The organism is Nonomuraea sp. NPDC004186 (assembly GCF_053603495.1).
Genome location: NZ_JBSGFQ010000201.1, coordinates 1 through 15,037 on the forward strand (window position 1 = coordinate 1; position 15,037 = coordinate 15,037).

At 73.4% G+C, this 15,037-nt stretch carries 17 protein-coding genes; 11 read left to right on the forward strand and 6 right to left on the reverse strand.

Annotated elements, in window-relative coordinates:
* The 3 genes from ACWEPL_RS62495 to ACWEPL_RS62505 form a co-directional block, all read left to right on the forward strand.
* Positions 1 to 1,537, forward strand: a 1,537-nt coding sequence (locus tag ACWEPL_RS62495) for an SbcC/MukB-like Walker B domain-containing protein (RefSeq protein ID WP_452442355.1), incomplete at its 5' end; no start/stop codon positions are given.
* On the forward strand, positions 1,534 to 2,478 hold the full coding sequence (locus ACWEPL_RS62500; protein WP_363969377.1) for a hypothetical protein: 945 nt from the start codon (positions 1,534 to 1,536) through the stop codon (positions 2,476 to 2,478). The genes ACWEPL_RS62495 and ACWEPL_RS62500, both read left to right, overlap by 4 nt.
* 152 nt (positions 2,479 to 2,630) lie before the next feature.
* Positions 2,631 to 3,635, forward strand: coding sequence for an ABC transporter permease (locus ACWEPL_RS62505; protein WP_452442356.1), 1,005 nt, complete (start codon positions 2,631 to 2,633; stop codon positions 3,633 to 3,635).
* A gap of 4 nt (positions 3,636 to 3,639) precedes the next feature.
* Here ACWEPL_RS62505 and ACWEPL_RS62510 read toward each other — a convergent pair whose 3' ends face one another.
* Positions 3,640 to 4,026, reverse strand: coding sequence for a cupin domain-containing protein (locus ACWEPL_RS62510; protein ID WP_452442357.1), 387 nt, complete (start codon positions 4,024 to 4,026; stop codon positions 3,640 to 3,642).
* 166 nt (positions 4,027 to 4,192) lie between these two features.
* Here ACWEPL_RS62510 and ACWEPL_RS62515 point away from each other — a divergent pair, with 166 nt between their 5' ends.
* Together ACWEPL_RS62515 and ACWEPL_RS62520 are read left to right on the forward strand one after the other, a co-directional pair.
* Positions 4,193 to 4,606, forward strand: a complete 414-nt coding sequence (locus ACWEPL_RS62515; protein WP_355202410.1) for a ribonuclease domain-containing protein — start codon at positions 4,193 to 4,195, stop codon at positions 4,604 to 4,606.
* A 12-nt stretch (positions 4,607 to 4,618) separates the two neighbouring features.
* Complete coding sequence (locus ACWEPL_RS62520) at positions 4,619 to 4,987, forward strand: barstar family protein (protein ID WP_363969382.1); 369 nt, start codon at positions 4,619 to 4,621, stop codon at positions 4,985 to 4,987.
* A gap of 16 nt (positions 4,988 to 5,003) precedes the next feature.
* Here ACWEPL_RS62520 and ACWEPL_RS62525 read toward each other — a convergent pair whose 3' ends face one another.
* From ACWEPL_RS62525 to ACWEPL_RS62540, 4 genes are all read right to left on the reverse strand, one after another.
* Positions 5,004 to 6,761 carry a hypothetical protein gene (locus tag ACWEPL_RS62525; RefSeq protein WP_452442358.1) on the reverse strand — a complete coding sequence of 586 codons (1,758 nt, stop codon included), beginning with the start codon at positions 6,759 to 6,761 and terminating at the stop codon, positions 5,004 to 5,006.
* Complete coding sequence (locus ACWEPL_RS62530; RefSeq protein ID WP_452442359.1) at positions 6,688 to 8,148, reverse strand: FAD-dependent monooxygenase; 1,461 nt, start codon at positions 8,146 to 8,148, stop codon at positions 6,688 to 6,690. The genes ACWEPL_RS62525 and ACWEPL_RS62530 overlap by 74 nt, the downstream gene beginning before the upstream one ends.
* Positions 8,149 to 8,317: 169 nt before the next feature.
* On the reverse strand, positions 8,318 to 8,830 hold the full coding sequence (locus ACWEPL_RS62535) for a fasciclin domain-containing protein (protein ID WP_452442360.1): 513 nt from the start codon (positions 8,828 to 8,830) through the stop codon (positions 8,318 to 8,320).
* Between the two features lie 413 nt (positions 8,831 to 9,243).
* Complete coding sequence (locus ACWEPL_RS62540) at positions 9,244 to 9,417, reverse strand: hypothetical protein (protein ID WP_452442361.1); 174 nt, start codon at positions 9,415 to 9,417, stop codon at positions 9,244 to 9,246.
* Between the two features lie 47 nt (positions 9,418 to 9,464).
* Between ACWEPL_RS62540 and ACWEPL_RS62545 the strand changes: the two genes are divergently transcribed.
* The 3 genes from ACWEPL_RS62545 (at position 9,465) to ACWEPL_RS62555 (ending at position 11,185) form a co-directional block, all read left to right on the forward strand.
* Positions 9,465 to 9,782 (forward strand): hypothetical protein, encoded by a 318-nt coding sequence (locus ACWEPL_RS62545; RefSeq protein ID WP_452442362.1) that lies wholly within the window; start codon positions 9,465 to 9,467, stop codon positions 9,780 to 9,782.
* Complete coding sequence (locus tag ACWEPL_RS62550; RefSeq protein WP_452442363.1) at positions 9,779 to 10,261, forward strand: NUDIX domain-containing protein; 483 nt, start codon at positions 9,779 to 9,781, stop codon at positions 10,259 to 10,261. Before ACWEPL_RS62545 ends, ACWEPL_RS62550 begins: the two co-directional genes overlap by 4 nt.
* 108 nt (positions 10,262 to 10,369) lie before the next feature.
* Complete coding sequence (locus ACWEPL_RS62555) at positions 10,370 to 11,185, forward strand: alpha/beta fold hydrolase (protein ID WP_452442364.1); 816 nt, start codon at positions 10,370 to 10,372, stop codon at positions 11,183 to 11,185.
* A 9-nt stretch (positions 11,186 to 11,194) separates the two neighbouring features.
* Here the strand turns inward: ACWEPL_RS62555 and ACWEPL_RS62560 are convergent, their stop codons facing one another.
* Positions 11,195 to 12,049: a nuclear transport factor 2 family protein gene (locus ACWEPL_RS62560; protein ID WP_363969396.1), complete on the reverse strand. Its 855-nt coding sequence runs from the start codon at positions 12,047 to 12,049 to the stop codon at positions 11,195 to 11,197.
* A 104-nt stretch (positions 12,050 to 12,153) separates the two neighbouring features.
* On the opposite strand from ACWEPL_RS62560, the gene ACWEPL_RS62565 reads away from it, so the two are divergent.
* The 3 genes from ACWEPL_RS62565 (at position 12,154) to ACWEPL_RS62575 (ending at position 14,964) form a co-directional block, all read left to right on the forward strand.
* Positions 12,154 to 12,720, forward strand: coding sequence for a TetR/AcrR family transcriptional regulator (locus ACWEPL_RS62565; RefSeq protein ID WP_452442365.1), 567 nt, complete (start codon positions 12,154 to 12,156; stop codon positions 12,718 to 12,720).
* 64 nt (positions 12,721 to 12,784) lie between these two features.
* Positions 12,785 to 13,705 (forward strand): LysR family transcriptional regulator, encoded by a 921-nt coding sequence (locus ACWEPL_RS62570; RefSeq protein ID WP_452442366.1) that lies wholly within the window; start codon positions 12,785 to 12,787, stop codon positions 13,703 to 13,705.
* Positions 13,706 to 13,800: 95 nt separating this feature from the next.
* Entirely contained in the window at positions 13,801 to 14,964 is a 1,164-nt protein-coding gene (locus tag ACWEPL_RS62575) for an NAD-dependent formate dehydrogenase (protein ID WP_452442367.1), read from the forward strand.
* The last annotated feature ends 73 nt before the right edge of the window (positions 14,965 to 15,037 follow it).

A 15,037-nucleotide genomic window follows, 5' to 3' on the forward strand; every position in this document is an offset into this window, starting at 1 on the left:
AAGATCCTCAAGGTCGGCCGTTCACCCGGAGCCGTCCGCCTTCGGTGAGCTGAGGCCTGATCTCTCTTGCGAACAGGAGGTCCAAGGGCCCGCTGCCCGCGAGCGCCTGGCCGCCGACGCCGCCCGCGCCCGCGCCGAGGCCGCGACGGCCGCCGCGTCGCTGCGGGACCTGGCCGGCGCTCGGGCAGCCGCCGAAGAGGCGCTGACCGCCGCCGAGACCCAGCGGGAACGGCTGCGCGACGCCCACGCGGCCGCCCACCTGGTCCCGCGGCTGGCCGTGGGCGAGCCGTGCCCGGTCTGCCGGCACCCCGTCTCCGAGCTGCCCCGGCATGAGCCGCCCGCCGACATCCGCGCCGCCGACCGCGTCCTCGCGGGCACGCGCGAACGCGCCGAGCGCGCCAGGGCCGCCCACGCGCGGGCCGAGACCTCGGCGTCGATGCTCACCGCGCAGGCCGAGCGGGCGGAGTCCGAACTGGCCGCGCTGCCCGCCCCCGGGGACCGGGCCGAGCTCGAAGGCCGGCTGGCCGCGATCGCCAAGGCCGACGAGCTGGCCACCCAGGCACGCAGGGCGCTGCGCGCCGCCCGCGGGAAGCTGGACGAGGCGCGGGCCGGCGCCGAGCGCACCGAGCGGCAGGCCGAGAGCGCCTGGCGGGAGCTGGAGGCGGCCCGCGACCGGCTGCTCGTCTCCGGCCGGCAGGAGGACCCGCCGCCGCTCCTCGCCCGGCGCGACCTGCACCGGGCGTGGACCGAGCTGCTCGGCTGGCGGGACCGGGCCGCGCAGGCCGCCCGCGCCGAGCTGGCCGAACGCGAGGAGCAGCTCGCGCAGGCCCGCGCCCGGCTCACGGCCGACCGCCGCCGGCTGACCGAGCGGCTGGCCGAGCACGGCGTGGTCGCCCCGCGCGACGCCTCGCCCGACCAGCTCGGCGCCGCCGTCGCCGGGACCGTCGCCCGCGCCGACAGCGCCCTCGAGCGCCTCAAGGAGGAGCGCAAGCGCGCCGCCGACCTCGAGCTCCAGGCCTCCGGGAAGGAGCACGAGGCCAAGGTCGCCCACGAGCTCGCCCTGCGCCTGCGGGCCAACGCCTTCGAGCGCTGGCTGTGCGCCGAGGCCCTGGCCGTGCTGGTCGCCTCGGCCTCCGACACGCTGCGCGAGCTGTCCGACGGCCAGTACGAGCTGGCCCTCGGCGACAAGACCGGCGACATCGAGGTCATCGACTACGGCGAGGCCGGATTGCGGCGCAGCGCCCGTACCCTCTCCGGCGGCGAGACCTTCCAGGCCGCCCTCGCGCTGGCCCTGGCGCTGTCCGGCGCCGTCGCCCGGGGCCTGGACTCGATCTTCCTGGACGAGGGGTTCGGCACGCTCGACCCGGCCACGCTCGACACCGTTGCCGGCACCCTCGAACGCCTGGCCGCCGGCCAGGACCGCCTGATCGGCGTCGTCACGCACGTGCCCGCGCTGGCCGATCGCGTGCCGGTGCGCTTCGAGGTCAGGCGCGACGGCAAGGGCTCCCACGTGCGGAAGGCGGCCATCGCTCCATGACGGGATTCACCGTCGACCCGTGGGACCCCGGCTACGCCGCCGCCCTCGCCGTCGAGAACCTCTCCGAGATGGGCGCCACCAGCGCCGAGCTGGTCATCGACATCGAGCGGCCGGCCGCCGACTGGAAGCCCGTCACGCCCGGGCCCGACGCCTCCCCTCCCGAAACGCTGCTGGTGGCCGACGGGGTCCGCAGGATCGACGCCCGCGTGTGGGTCGACGATCCCGACGCGCCCATGCCCGTCCCGGGGATCGCGGCGTCGTACGCGGCCGGCATCGTCCGCTGCGGCCCGGACGGCGCCGACCTCGCGGCCATCCAGGTCAACCGGTCGCTGATCTCCGCCTCGCCGCACACGCCCGAGGTCAAGACCACGCACGCCACGTACGAGCCCAGCAAGGCCGCCGACGCGAGCTTCGAGGAGCTGTCCCTGGCGTTGCAGCGGCTGGTCACCCAGCTGGAGGTGGACCTGGCGGTGCGGCACCGCGACCGCGGCGACGACCTGCTGCTGGTGGACGGGCCGCTGCGGGGGCGTACGCACCTGCCGCGCACGATCGGCTACATCAAGACCCATCACACCGCCTACCTGCCGCCGCCGCAGTCCGCGGTGGTCGCCGCGCTCGCGCCGGGCCAGCGCACGCCCGTGTTCCTGATGGGCACGAGCTGGCGGCGGCACGCCTGGTACCTGCGGCTTCCCGTCCAGTCGTCGGCGCCGTGGGCGGGCGTGGCGCGCTGCGAGGCCAGCGCCGAGCTGGAACCGGCCCAGGTCGTACGGCTGGCCGACGCGGTCACCCTCGCCCTGCCGCCGCTGGCCGGCGTGGACTACAAGGACCCGCGCGCGCCGCAGAACCTGGTCCCCATCGGCGGCCTGGAGAAGCTCCTGCGCCACCACCTGGGCGACAGCCGCCTGCTCTACCGCGCGCTGCGCACGGCGGCGGCCGGATAACCGCCCGCTCCGCACGGCGACGGCCGGTCGGCCACGTGCTCGACCGCGGGCCGGCGCGTTCTGGGAACGGGCCCGTCACGAAAGGCTTCGCTAGCCGTCAGGGAGGGAATGTCAGCGGCCCTGACCGGCGGGCGCCTGCCTAGCGTGGGCGCATGGGTGACTGGTGGGCGGCCTTCAAGCGATCGCCGTACTTTCCCGCGTCCGTCCTGGCGCTGATCCTCTCGGCGGGGGCGGGGCTGTTCGCCGGGTCGTACACGTACGCCATGGCCTCCCCGACGCCGCACCACATGCCCGTGGCGGTCGTCGGCGTCAGCGCCCAGACCGTACGGGGGAAGGCCTTCGTCGCCGGTCTGGAGCAGTCTTTGGAGTCCTCGCTCGTCCTGCGCTTCCAGCGGACGTACGCCGACGCCGTCAGGGCCATCGAGGAGCAGCGGGCCTTCGCCATATTCGCGGTGCGCGGGAACGACGTCGAGATGGACGTCTCGAGCGCCTCGGGCGCGTCGGTGGCGCTGCTGCTCGTCGAGCAGGCTCCACGCGTCGCCGCCCGGGTGGGGGTGCGCCTCACGATGAGGGACATCAAGCCGCTCCAGCGGGCCGACCCGCGCGGCCTGGCGATCTTCTACATCACGCTCGCCGCCGTGATCATCGGGTTCACCGGGGCGGCCCAGCTGAGCGCCAACGCCGCCCAGCTCAATCCCGGCGAGCGGATCGCCTTCACCGCCGCCTACGCCGGGCTCGGGGCGTTCGCCATCGTGGCGATCGTGGACTGGCTGCTGGGCGCGTTGAAGCTGCCGGTCCTGGAGTCGTGGTTGATCCTGGCGCTGACCATGTTCGCGACGGGGATGGTGTTCACCATGTTCCACACCTTCCTCGGACGCTGGGCGATGCTTCCCACCTGGGGGCTGATGGTGCTGCTGGGCAACCCCTCCTCCGGCGGGGCGGTGTCGTGGCCGCTGCTGCCGTCACCGCTGGGCGTCATCGGCCGCTGGCTGCCGCCGGGGGCGTCGGTCAACGCCCAGCACACCGCCGTCTACTTCCGCGACCACCAGAGCCTGATGCCGTTCCTGGTGCTGGGGGCGTGGTCGCTGGTGTCCTGCGCCGTCTTCCTGATCTGGCGCGGACGCCACCCCAGGGGCCGCACCGACGCCCCCTCATGAGCGGTCAGCCGCGTGGGGCGCGGCGGTCGCGGCGGCGTTCGAGCTCTTCCTCGCCGACCAGGGTGAGCATCGGCTCGCCCGGGGCGCACAGCATCACGGCGACGAAACGGCTCCACGTGTCGGGGAGGTTGTTGGCCGCCTGGTAGTGGATGACGTCACCGCCCGGCTCCCAGAAGGCCTCGCCGGCGCGGATGACCCGCTCGGGCTCGCCCTCCAGCTCGAAGATCATTTCTCCTTCGAGCATGTAGCCGAAGACCGGGCCGGCGTGGCGGTGCGGCGGGGTGCCCGGGTCCCCCGGTGGCAGCTCGATCAGGGCGGTCATCGAGCAGGCCCCTTCGGGGACCGTGGGGTGCTGCTCCTGAAGGAGGGTCAGGACGGTGTTGGATTGCATGTCCAGGAGGCTATGGGCCATTCGGCCCTATGAGATGGGCCATTTGCGGTCCGACCGATTGGACCAATTCCGAGTGTTCATCTTTCCTTTAGTGATCTTTGTCGTTATTTGCCCCATTCTGCGGGGATCATTGCGGTGTCCGTCGCACCCCCCACGAGGAGGCTTCGTGCACACCCCGCAACGCTCCGGACGTTCCTGGCCGGTGAGGCTCACCGTCGTCCTCACCGCCTTCGTGTCCCTCATCGGCCTGGTCGGCATCACCCCCGCCAACGCGTCGGTCTACAACTCCTGCACCATCTCGCGGTGCTCCGACGCGCGCTCGGCCAGCTCGACCTGGGCCTCCAAGGGCTATCCCACCTCCAGCGGCTGGTACTCCTGGCCGGACGGCCGCTACAACTACACCGGCGGGCGCTTCTACAACCGCGAGGGCCAGCTGCCCAGCGGCGCCACCTACTATGAGTACGACGTGTACTCCCGGGCGCGCGGGGCCGCGCGTGACGCGTACCGGATCGTCGTGAACCGCAGCACCGGCGTGGTGTGGTTCTCGCCCAACCACTACACCGACTTCTACCGCCTGTAGGGACGCACGCCCATGACCTCCGCCGAACGTCCGCTGCCGTCCTGGCTCACGGTGTCCACCGGCCCGGCGCCGGCGGTGGTCGACGGGCGGGCCTGCCGGACCCGCGCCGCCTTCTTCGAGGAGGTGGCGCGGGTGCTGCGCCTGCCCGCCTACTTCGGCCGCAACTGGGACGCGCTCACCGACTCGCTGCGCGACACCGGCGCCGTCGCCCTGTTCGTGGCGCACGCCGAGGAACTGCTCGGCGACGAGCCTCCCGAGCAGTTCGCCACGCTGCTGGCGGTCCTCTCCGACGCCGCCGAAGCCGGGCTGACCGTCACCCTGAACACCGACCCCGCCCATGAGGCCCTGCTCCGGGAGCGGGCCGCCGCCGCACTGAGCTGAACCAGGGCGACCAGCACTATGCGGAGCACAGGTACGGGCGGGAGAGCGTCAGGGCGGTCGCCGTGAGGGCCATCCCGAACAGGACCGGCGCGAGGTGCCAGAGGTCGACGTACCCGATGGCCAGGTGGGTGAGGACGGCGGGCACGAACCCGGCGACGGCCGCGAGCGTCAGCGTCCACCACACCCACGACTCACCGCGCCGCCATCCCCAAGCGCTCAGCAGGGTGATCGCCGCCGCGGCGGCCAGCAGCGCCCCGCCGAACCCGGCCCTGTCGTGCGCGACGAACGGCAGCAGCCGCGTCCCGGCCGCCGCCCGCAGCGCGTCCGGCCCCGTTCCCAGGTACTCCAGGTCGCTCGGGACGAAGACGCCGCCGAGACCGACGGCCGACACGGCCACGCCGCCGACGAACAGCCCGACCCCGGTGACCACCATGAGGAGCTGGCCGGTGAGCGCCCGGCGGCGTTCGCGTTCGGGTCCGTCCGGGCGGGAGGTCCATCGCGGGCGCTCCCGGGGCCGCCGGGCCGCGGCCAGGAACATGGGGAGGAGCACGACGGCCAGCGCCGTGTGCAGCGGCTCCACGTACCCGTGGGTGAAGAGGTACGGCACGGCGGCGAACCCGATCGCCCCCGAGACCAGGTACGCCTCGCGCGCCCACGGCCACCCGCGGCGCATGCCCCCGGCGGTGAGTCCGAGGTAGAGGACGCCGACGGCCACCATCGTGCCCGCCAGCGTGATCCGGTCGTGCCGCAGGAAGTGGACCAGGTGGTGGTTGACGGCGTGTAACGCCTCCTGGTCCATGTCGAGGAAGGCGCGGTCGTACCAGAGCAGCACCGGCCCGAGCGCGACCGCCCCGGCGACGAGCCCGGCGACCGCGATGACGGCACCGGTCACCAGCCCCCACCACCAGCCGGGCCACCGGCGGGGGTCACGACCGACGGCCCGCAGGGAGGGGGCGGGCGCGGTGGGGGTCGCCGCCTCCATCACCCGACCGAACCACCCGGGACCTGCCTCGATCAGCAGGGCCGGTGTGGCGAGCACGGCCTTGGCGGGATCGGCAAGAATGCGGGCCGCCGCTCCAACGGCCGGGGAAGCGGGCAACACGATGCCCCCTTCACACACCCCCACACCACACTCGACCCCACCCACCCCCGCACCACACTCGACCCCGCCCACCCCCACGCCGCGCTCAAGTTCACCCTCCTCCACTCCGCGCTCCCCCCGGGGCACGCCGCGCTCCGCCCGGGACTCCTCCACGCCGCACTCCGGCCGGTGCTGCTCCTCGTCGTCCGTCGGCAGGATCGCGTCCACGTGTGCTGCCAGGGCGGCGGTCACGGCCGGGTCCCCCGTGCGGACCAGCAGCGGCACCCGCCTGCCCGCCGCCGCCTGCCGTACCAGCGGCACGTCCGCGAGCCCGACCGGCTCCACCAGGATGAGCCCCGCCCCGAGCGGCGGCAGCGCACGTACGGCGTCCCGGGCCACCTCCGGCGGCACCGCCGCGCCCAGCCGGCTGCGCACCGCCACTCCGCCCACGGTGCCCGCCAGATGCGCGGGCGGGTGCCGATGCCCGAGCAGCCGCGCGACCGCCCGCCCGCCGCCGGGCAGCGATCCCGTCCAGGCCAGCGTCCGCAGCGCCATCCGCCGCGACCGCCGTACGCCCAGCAGCGCCCCCGCTATCCCCCGCAGCGGCTGGTACGTCCAGTCAGGCATCGCTCCCCGGCCCTCCACCCCGTCCTCCGTCCGGCCCTCCACCCGGCTGTCCGCCCGACCCTCCACCCGGCCCTCCACCCGGCGGTCCGCCCGGCGGTCCGTCCGACCCTCCGCCCGGCCCTCCGTCCGGCCTTCCATCGAGCTCGGGCAGCGGGTCGGTGCCCCGTTCCGCCGACTCGGGTGGCGTCCACCCGAGGAGTGGATCCATCGACCGCAGCAGCAGCCCGGGCGGCACCATGCGGGCGGCGAGGTTCCGTGACCACGCCCCCGGTCCCCACGCCATCAGGGACGCCGCCCCCATCCGGGCCGATCGGCGCACGATCGCCTGGGTACGAGGCCGCCGCACCCGGTCGTACCGTGCGAGCGCCACGTCCACGTCGCGGTCCGAACGCAGGCAGGCGGCCAGCGTGACCGCGTCCTCCAGCGCCGTGCCCGCCCCCTGCCCCAGCGCCGGGTCCATCGCGTGCGCCGCGTCCCCCAGCAGCGCCACCCTCCCCCGCACGTACGTGGCCAGCGGCGGCATCGCGTACACGTCGTGCCGCAGCGCGGCGTCCTCGGGCACGGACGCCAGCAACTCGGGCACCGGATCGGGCCAGCCGCCGAACCTGCTCACGAGCCCCGCGTACGCGTCCTCCTCGCCGCCTTCGGGCGCCCGGGCCGCAGCGAAGCAGTAGAACCGCCCGTCCGGCAGCGCGGCGAACCCGAAGCGCTCTCCGCGCCCCCAGAAAATCGCCCCTTCGGCGCCTCGCCCGCCCAGCGGCTCGGTCACCGCCCGCCACGCCGTACACCCGGCATACCGAGGCGCCCGCGACTCCGGCCACCCCTGCCGCCGCACCCGGCTACGGATCCCATCGGCCCCCACCACCAGGTCCGCCCGCACCTGCCCGCCTCGGTGCTCGACCACCACCTCCGCACCATCCGCCCGCACCCGCCCGGCTCGGTGCTCGGCCGGCTCCTCCTCACCGCCCGCCCAGACCCGCCCGCCCCGGTGCTCGACCATCGCCCCCGCGCCGTCCACCCGCGCCCGTACGTCCCGATACTCGACCACCACCCCGTCGCCGTCCGGCCGCACGGCTTGCACCTCGCTGCCGGGCCGCAGGAGGTCCGCTGGCAGTGCCGCCACGAGGACCCGCACCAGCTCGGCCCGGTGCACCATGAGCAGCGGCCACCCGTGACGCCTCGCCACGGCGGCGTTGTCGGTCCTGGACAGCCATCGCCCGGCCCGGTCCCGTACCCCGCCCACGGTCTCCACGCCGGCGATCGCCCGTACCCGGTCCGCCAGGCCCAACGCGGCGAGGGCGCGCGTGGCGTTCGGCCAGAGCGCCAGCCCCGCCCCGATCTCGCCGAACTCGACGGCCCGCTCCAGCACGGTCACCCGCCACCCGATCCGGTGCAGCGCGATCGCCGCCGCCAGCCCTCCGATCCCCCCGCCGACCACGACCGCAGCAGGCACGACCCGCACCCCCGACATCCTTTTGAGCGACTGCTTAATCAGACCATAGACTGATTTAAGCGATCGCTCAACCGCCCCAGTCGCGGCCGGCAACCCTGGCATGGGAAGGACGGGAGCCGGCGGGGAGCGCGGCCGATGGTGACCGCGCTCCCCGATAGGGCAGATCCCGTCAGTGGGGCAGCAGGATCTTGTCGACGATGTAGACGGTGGCGTTGCTCGTCGTCACGCCGCCGCAGACGATCTTGGCATCGTTGATGGTGAGGTTCTCACCGGAGCCCTTCACGGTCAGGGACCCGCCCTGCATGGTCTTGAGCGTGGCGCCCTCGACCAGGTCGGACGGCGCCTTCTTGCCCATCACGACGTGGTAGGACAGCAGCTTGGTCAGCGCTTCCTTGTTGGCCATGAGCTTGTCCTGGGCTTCCTTCGGGATCGCGTCGAACGCCTTGTTGTCCGGCGCGAAGACCGTGATGTCCGTGGCGGAGTCCAGTTTCTCCTCGAGCCCGGCCTTCTTCACCGCCTCCGACAGCTTGGACAGCTCGGAGATCTTGGAGAGTGCGGTGCCGACGGGCTCGTCCGCGATCTCGGCCAGGTTGCCCTCGATCGCGGAGCAGCCGGGTCCGGACGGGCTGGCGGCGGCGGTCGCGGTCGGCGAGGGCGACATTTCCGGAGAAGTGGGTGACATTTCCGGAGAGGTGGGCGACATCTCTGGCGAAGTCGGCGACATCTCCGGGGCGGCGGTCGTTTCCTCCGGCGATGGCACCGGCGTACGCGTGTGGACAGCTGCGCCGGCGGTACCAGTGGCACCGGCGGCCAGCGCCAGCGCCGCCGCGAGAAGCACTTGTTTCACTGTGATCCCCCCGAGTTCGGAGTGCCGCGGCGGGCGGACCTGCCACGGCTCGAACGCAGCCCCGGGCTCGCACCCCGGCTGCCTCTCCAGTGTGGGCAGCCATTGAGAACACGGGAGTTACATTTCACCCAAAAAGCCACAAAAGCCGTACACCACAACTTTTGCCCGCCATATCTCGGCGCAGGTTTGGAACCCGACGGTCCCTGGCCCGCCGGGGCCCGCGGGCCTCGGGTCCCTTTAAGAAGCGTTCAGAGCAGCGGCCGCAGGGCGATGATCGCGCCGTGCGTGGGCAGCGGCGGTTCGGCCGCCGCGACCTGGTCGAGCCGTTCGATGTCCCGTACGGCCGCCTCCACCGCGCTCCCGACGGCGGGCACGTCGGCGCGGGCGCGCTCCGGCATCACCACCACCATCCGCGCCGACATGCCGCTGACCTCGGGGAAGACGCGGGAGAGGCGGTCGAGTGCGTCCTGTGACTGCGAGCCTGACGGACCCGGCGCGGCGCGACGCCGTCGCCATCGTCCGGTGCGGGCAGGCCGATGGCGTCTTCCACGACCACCTGCCCGCCGAGGTGCTCGCGCCCGCCCTCGGCGCCCTGATGCTGTCGCTGCTGGAGAGCGTCAACGCCGGCCTGTGGGAGGACTCCGGACCGGGGGCCGCCACCGCGATCCTGATCGGGGCGGGGGTGCCCCCCGAGCGCGCGGCCGGCGTGGCGGCCGGGCCGGCGCACCGAGAGACGGCCCGGCGCTACCGGGATCCCGGGGGCGGAACGGGTAGCGTGGACGGATGAGCAAGTCGTTCCTGGAGCCGGCCGAGTGGTACGCGACCCTTCCGGCGTTCTACGCCTCGGCGTGCGTGCTGCTCACCGATACCGAGGACCGGGTCCTCATGGTCAAGCCCAACTACCGGCCCCACTGGGCGATCCCCGGCGGCATCATGGAGGCCGACGAGCACCCCCACGAGTGCGCGGTCCGCGAGGTCGAGGAGGAGCTCGGACTGCGCGTGACGGTGAGCCGGCTCCTGGTGGTGGACTGGGTGCTGCCGGTGGGCGACCGGCCGCAGAGCATGGCCAACTTCCTGTTCGACGGCGGCACGGTCACGGATCCGAGCCAGATCGTCCTGCAGGTCTCGGAGCTCGACGACTTCGGCTTCTTCCCCTGGGACGAGGCGGCCGGGCTGCTCCCCGCCGCCACCACCGCCCGCATCCCGGCGGCACGGCGGGCACGCAAGGACGCCCGCACCGTCTACCTCCCCTTCACCCCCCAGTAGCCCCTCTCGGTACGTCCAGGCACCTGTGATGCGTTCCGCGCGGCCACGAAACCTAGGGACTCTAGGAAATAGGCTAGCATTCCTAGGAGCGACCGAAAGGGGATCATCATGGCCACGCTGGACGTACCAGGCGCAAGGCTTTACTACGAGGTCAGCGGCGACGGACCCGCACTTTTGCTGCTGCCCGGCGGCGGCGGTGACGCGGCGGTCTTCGACGCACTGGCCGGCCCGCTCGCCGAGCACTTCACGCTCATCACCCTCGACCCGCGCGGCTACTCGCGCAGCCGCCTCGACGGCCCGGCCGTGGACCAGCGGGTCGAGGTGCAGAGCGAGGACGCCCGCCGGCTGCTCGACGCCGTCACCCCCGACCGGCCCGCCTGCGTCTTCGGCGGCAGCAGCGGCGCCATCGTCGGCCTCGACCTGCTCGCCCGGCACCCCGAGCGGGTGCGCCGCCTGGTCGCCCACGAGCCGCCGTGCTTCGCCGTCCTCCCCGACGCCGCCGCGCAGCGGGCCTTCGTCGAGGAGGTTCACCGGCTCTTCCGCGAGCAGGGGCTCGCGGCCGCGTCCGCCCGGTTCATGGAGGGCATCGGCGGGACCCTCCGGCCGCTGCCGGACCCGGCCTCGCTGCCGCCCCGGGCCGCCGAGATGATGACCCGGCTGATGAACAACGCTCCGATCATGATGGAGCATGAGTTGCGGCAGTTCACGTCCTACGTCCCCGACCTGGCCGCGCTCGGCCGTGTCGCCGACCGGCTGGTCCTGGCCGCCGGGCGCGAGACCAGGGGGCACCTGCCGTACCGGCCGGCCGCGCTGCTGGCGGAGCGGCTCGGGCTCGGGCTGGTCGAGTTCCCCGGCGGGCACAGCTTCACCGACGCCCCCGAGGAGTTCGCCAAGCAGCTGATCGAGGTGCTCACCGTCCCCTGACCGGGGCTCTCACGCGCCGGCCACCTCGCGCATCAGCTCGGCCGAGGCCATCGGGTTGCCATAGTCGCGCGAGTGCACGATGAGCCCGTCCCGCACCGTCACGATCATGACGTACGTGGAGGCGAACGGCCTGCCCGTGGCCGTGACGGACCCGTGCAGGGTGAACTCGGCCACCACCACGTCCGGGTCCGCGGTCTCCAGCAGGTTGACCGCGTCCGCGCGCTCGAATCGCCACAGCCCCTTCACCGCCTCGACCCGGGCACGCAGGAGGTCGCTGCCGACCGAACGCGTGGGCACGCCCGGCGGGGCGAACGGGATCTCGATGACCACGTCCGGCGCGTACAGGGCGAGCATCGCCTCGTAGTCGCCGGTCGCCGAGACCTCGATCAGCCGCGCGGCGACCTCCCTGGCACTCCCGGGCCGCACGGGCGCGAGCACGGCCGCCAGCTCGGGCAGCATGCCGACGGCTTCGGCGGCGCCCACGGCGTTGGGGTAGTCGAGGTAGGAGACCACGGCGCCGTCGCGGACGCGGATCACCCCGAGGGACGAGGCGAACCGGAACGGCGTGCCGCCGGCGCTGCCCTCCGGCTCGAACTCGACGACGACCACCTCCGGGTCGGCGGCCTCGTAGACGGTGGCGTGGACGTCGTCGAAGCTCAGCAGCCGCGCGATCCCGCCAGAGGCGCCCTGTTTCATGTGCTCTCGGATGGTTTGCACGCCTTCGAATCGGCGCGGCTGCCCGGGCATGCCGAACCGCAGCTCATAGACGGCGTCGTCGGCGAACACGGCGGTGAAGGCGTCGGCGTCCCTGCCCGCCAGGGCCTGGCGCAGGTGCTCGACGACCGCCTGAAGGTTCTCGGACATGGTGAATCCCCTCGGAGAGAACGGAATAGAATCGGAACGCACGCCCCGTTTCATGATTGGACGATACGGAACGCGCGCCCCGTTTGTCTAGAAGGGAGCCACCGATGACGCCGGACAAGCCGCTGCGCGCCGACGCCCGCCGCAACCGCGACCGCGTGCTGCAAGCCGCCGAGGCCGCGTTCTCGGCCGAGGGCATGGCGGTGCCACTGGACGAGATCGCCCGGCGGGCGGGCGTCGGCGCCGGCACGGTCTACCGGCACTTCCCCTCCAAGGAGGCGCTGTTCGAGGCCGTGATCCACGACCGGATCGGGCAGTTCGCCGACGAGGCCCGCACGCTCTCGGCAGCGGAGCGGCCCGGCGAGGAGTTCCTCGCGTTCCTGGGCCGGGTGATCGATCAGGCGATGCTCAACAAGGCGTTGTGCGACGCCCTGGAGGCCGCCGGATCGCCGATCAAGCCGTCCGACGGCGTCCAGCGCGACGTGTGGGAGGCCTTCGGCGCCCTGCTCGGCGCCGCCCAGCGCGCTGGCGCCGTCCGCGCCGACGTGGACGTCTCCGACCTGCGGGCCCTGCTGTCGGGGGCGCTCGCCATGGAACGCCACGCCCGCGACAGCGACCGTCCCGCCGGCCGGCTGACCGGGCTCCTGCTGGACGCCCTGCGCCCCCGCCCCTGACCGCTGCGGGAAGGCGCGCGGCGGGGGGATGGACGCGGCGCGGGCGGGCGGGGCATCCTGTGGCGTGCTGTTGCGCCAGTTGGAGTATCTGGTGGCCCTGGCCCGGGAGCGGCATTTCGCCCGTGCCGCCGCGGCCTGTCACGTCTCCCAGCCGTCGCTGTCGGCGGCCATCCGCAAGCTCGAACGCGAGCTGGACGTGCCCCTCGTCCGGCGCGGCCAGCGCTTCGCCGGGCTGACCCCGGAGGGCGAGCGGGTGCTGCTGTGGGCCCACCGGATCCTCGCCGACGCCGACGCCCTGCGCCAGGACCTGTCGAAGATGCGCGAAGGGCTGTCGGGCACGCTGCGGATGGGCGCGATCCCGACCGCGCTGACCGCCGCCTCGCTGCTGACCACGCCGTTCTGCGAGCGCTACCCGCACGTACGGGTCCTGCTGACCTCGCTGTCGTCGCGGGAGATCACGCGGCGGCTGGCCGAGTTCGAGATCGACATGGCGATGACGTACCTCGACGACGAGGAGGAGTTCGGCGAGGTGCATCCCCTCTACGAGGAGCGCTACCTGCTGCTGACCCCGTCCGACGGCGAGCTGGCCGAGCGCCGGGTGGCGCGCTGGGCGGAGGTGGCCGCGCTGCCGCTGTGCCTGCTGGCCCCCGAGATGCGCAACCGCCGCATCCTGGACGCCAACTTCCGCCAGGCCGGCGCGGTGGCCGTGCCCGCGATCGAGACCGACACCGTCTCGGCCCTGTTCGCGCACGTCGCGACCCACCGCTGGTCCAGCGTCATCGCGCACGCCTGGCTGCACATGTTCGGGGTGCCCGAAGGCATGCGCGTCGTCCGGCTGGAGCGGCCCGCCCGGGAGCCGCGCGTGGGGCTCGTCCTGGCCGGCACGGGCCCGGAGCCGGTGATGGCCCGGGCGCTGCTGGACCTGGCCCGCGACCTCGACCTGCGCGAGGTGTTCGACCGGCTCACCCACGACCACCTGGCATAGAAGCCCTCTATCACCCGATAGGCACAAACGCTTTGACCTGCGGATATACGGCGGCGGACAGTGAGATCATCCCCCGACGACGAGGAGCAGAGGCCATGGCCAAGGTGCTGTGCGTGCTGTACGACGACCCGATCGACGGATACCCCAGCTCATACGCGCGGGACGGCCTGCCCGCGCTGACCGGCTACCCGGGCGGCCAGACGCTGCCCAGCCCCAAGGCGATCGACTTCACCCCCGGCCACCTGCTCGGCAGCGTCTCCGGCGAGCTGGGCCTGCGCCGCTTCCTCGAAGAACGCGGCCACACCCTGGTGGTCACCTCCGACAAGGACGGCGACGACTCGGAGTTCGACCGCGAGCTGGCCTACGCCGACGTGGTGATCTCCCAGCCGTTCTGGCCCGCGTACCTGACCGCCGAGCGCATCGCCCGCGCACCCAAGCTGAAGCTGGCCGTCACCGCCGGCATCGGCTCCGACCACGTCGACCTCGACGCCGCCATCGCCCGCGGCATCACCGTCGCCGAGGTCACCTACTGCAACAGCATCAGCGTCGCCGAGCACGTCGTGATGATGATCCTGTCCCTGGTGCGCAACTACCTGCCCTCCCACCGGACGGTGCTGGACGGCGGCTGGAACATCGCCGACTGCGTCGCCCGCTCCTACGACGTCGAGGGCATGCACGTCGGCACCGTCGCCGCCGGCCGCATCGGCACGGCCGTGCTGCGCCGGCTCAAGCCGTTCGACGTACACCTGCACTACACCGACAAACACCGCCTGCCACGCGAGGTCGAGGAGGAGCTCGGGCTCACCTTCCACCCCGACCCCGCCGCCATGGTCCCGCACTGCGACGTGGTGACCGTCAACGCGCCGCTCCACCCGCAGACCGAAGGACTGTTCGGCGACGAGCTGATCGGCTCGATGAAGCGGGGCGCGTACCTGATCAACACCGCCCGCGCCAGGATCGCCGACCGCGACGCGATCGTGCGCGCGCTGGAGAGCGGGCAGCTCGCCGGCTACGCGGGTGACGTCTGGTACCCCCAGCCCGCGCCCGCCGACCACCCCTGGCGGACCATGCCGCACCACGGCATGACCCCGCACATCTCCGGCTCCTCCCTGTCGGCCCAGGCGCGTTACGCCGCCGGCACCCGCGAGATCCTCGAATCGTGGCTGGAGGGCACGCCGATCCGGGAGGAGTACCTGATCGTGGAGGGCGGCGCCCTGGCCGGGGCCGGCGCCCATTCCTACACGACCCGGACGCGTTGACGCGACCGGGTCGGAAGGCGGCGGGCGTACACGTCCGGGTCGACCGGCCGGCCGAAGGGCGTGGTCATCACCC

Excerpts from the sequence above, each read along its gene's own strand:
- ACWEPL_RS62505 (WP_452442356.1), top strand. The coding sequence starts at position 2,631 with ATGGGTGACTGGTGGGCGGCCTTCAAGCGATCGCCGTACTTTCCCGCG.
- ACWEPL_RS62540 (WP_452442361.1), bottom strand. The coding sequence starts at position 9,417 with ATGTCGGCGCGGATGGTGGTGGTGATGCCGGAGCGCGCCCGCGCCGAC.
- ACWEPL_RS62520 (WP_363969382.1), top strand. The coding sequence starts at position 4,619 with ATGACCTCCGCCGAACGTCCGCTGCCGTCCTGGCTCACGGTGTCCACC.
- ACWEPL_RS62535 (WP_452442360.1), bottom strand. The coding sequence starts at position 8,830 with ATGTCACCCACTTCTCCGGAAATGTCGCCCTCGCCGACCGCGACCGCC.
- ACWEPL_RS62560 (WP_363969396.1), bottom strand. The coding sequence starts at position 12,049 with ATGTCCGAGAACCTTCAGGCGGTCGTCGAGCACCTGCGCCAGGCCCTG.
- ACWEPL_RS62555 (WP_452442364.1), top strand. The coding sequence starts at position 10,370 with ATGGCCACGCTGGACGTACCAGGCGCAAGGCTTTACTACGAGGTCAGC.
- ACWEPL_RS62565 (WP_452442365.1), top strand. The coding sequence starts at position 12,154 with ATGACGCCGGACAAGCCGCTGCGCGCCGACGCCCGCCGCAACCGCGAC.
- ACWEPL_RS62575 (WP_452442367.1), top strand. The coding sequence starts at position 13,801 with ATGGCCAAGGTGCTGTGCGTGCTGTACGACGACCCGATCGACGGATAC.
- ACWEPL_RS62500 (WP_363969377.1), top strand. The coding sequence starts at position 1,534 with ATGACGGGATTCACCGTCGACCCGTGGGACCCCGGCTACGCCGCCGCC.
- ACWEPL_RS62550 (WP_452442363.1), top strand. The coding sequence starts at position 9,779 with ATGAGCAAGTCGTTCCTGGAGCCGGCCGAGTGGTACGCGACCCTTCCG.
- ACWEPL_RS62510 (WP_452442357.1), bottom strand. The coding sequence starts at position 4,026 with ATGCAATCCAACACCGTCCTGACCCTCCTTCAGGAGCAGCACCCCACG.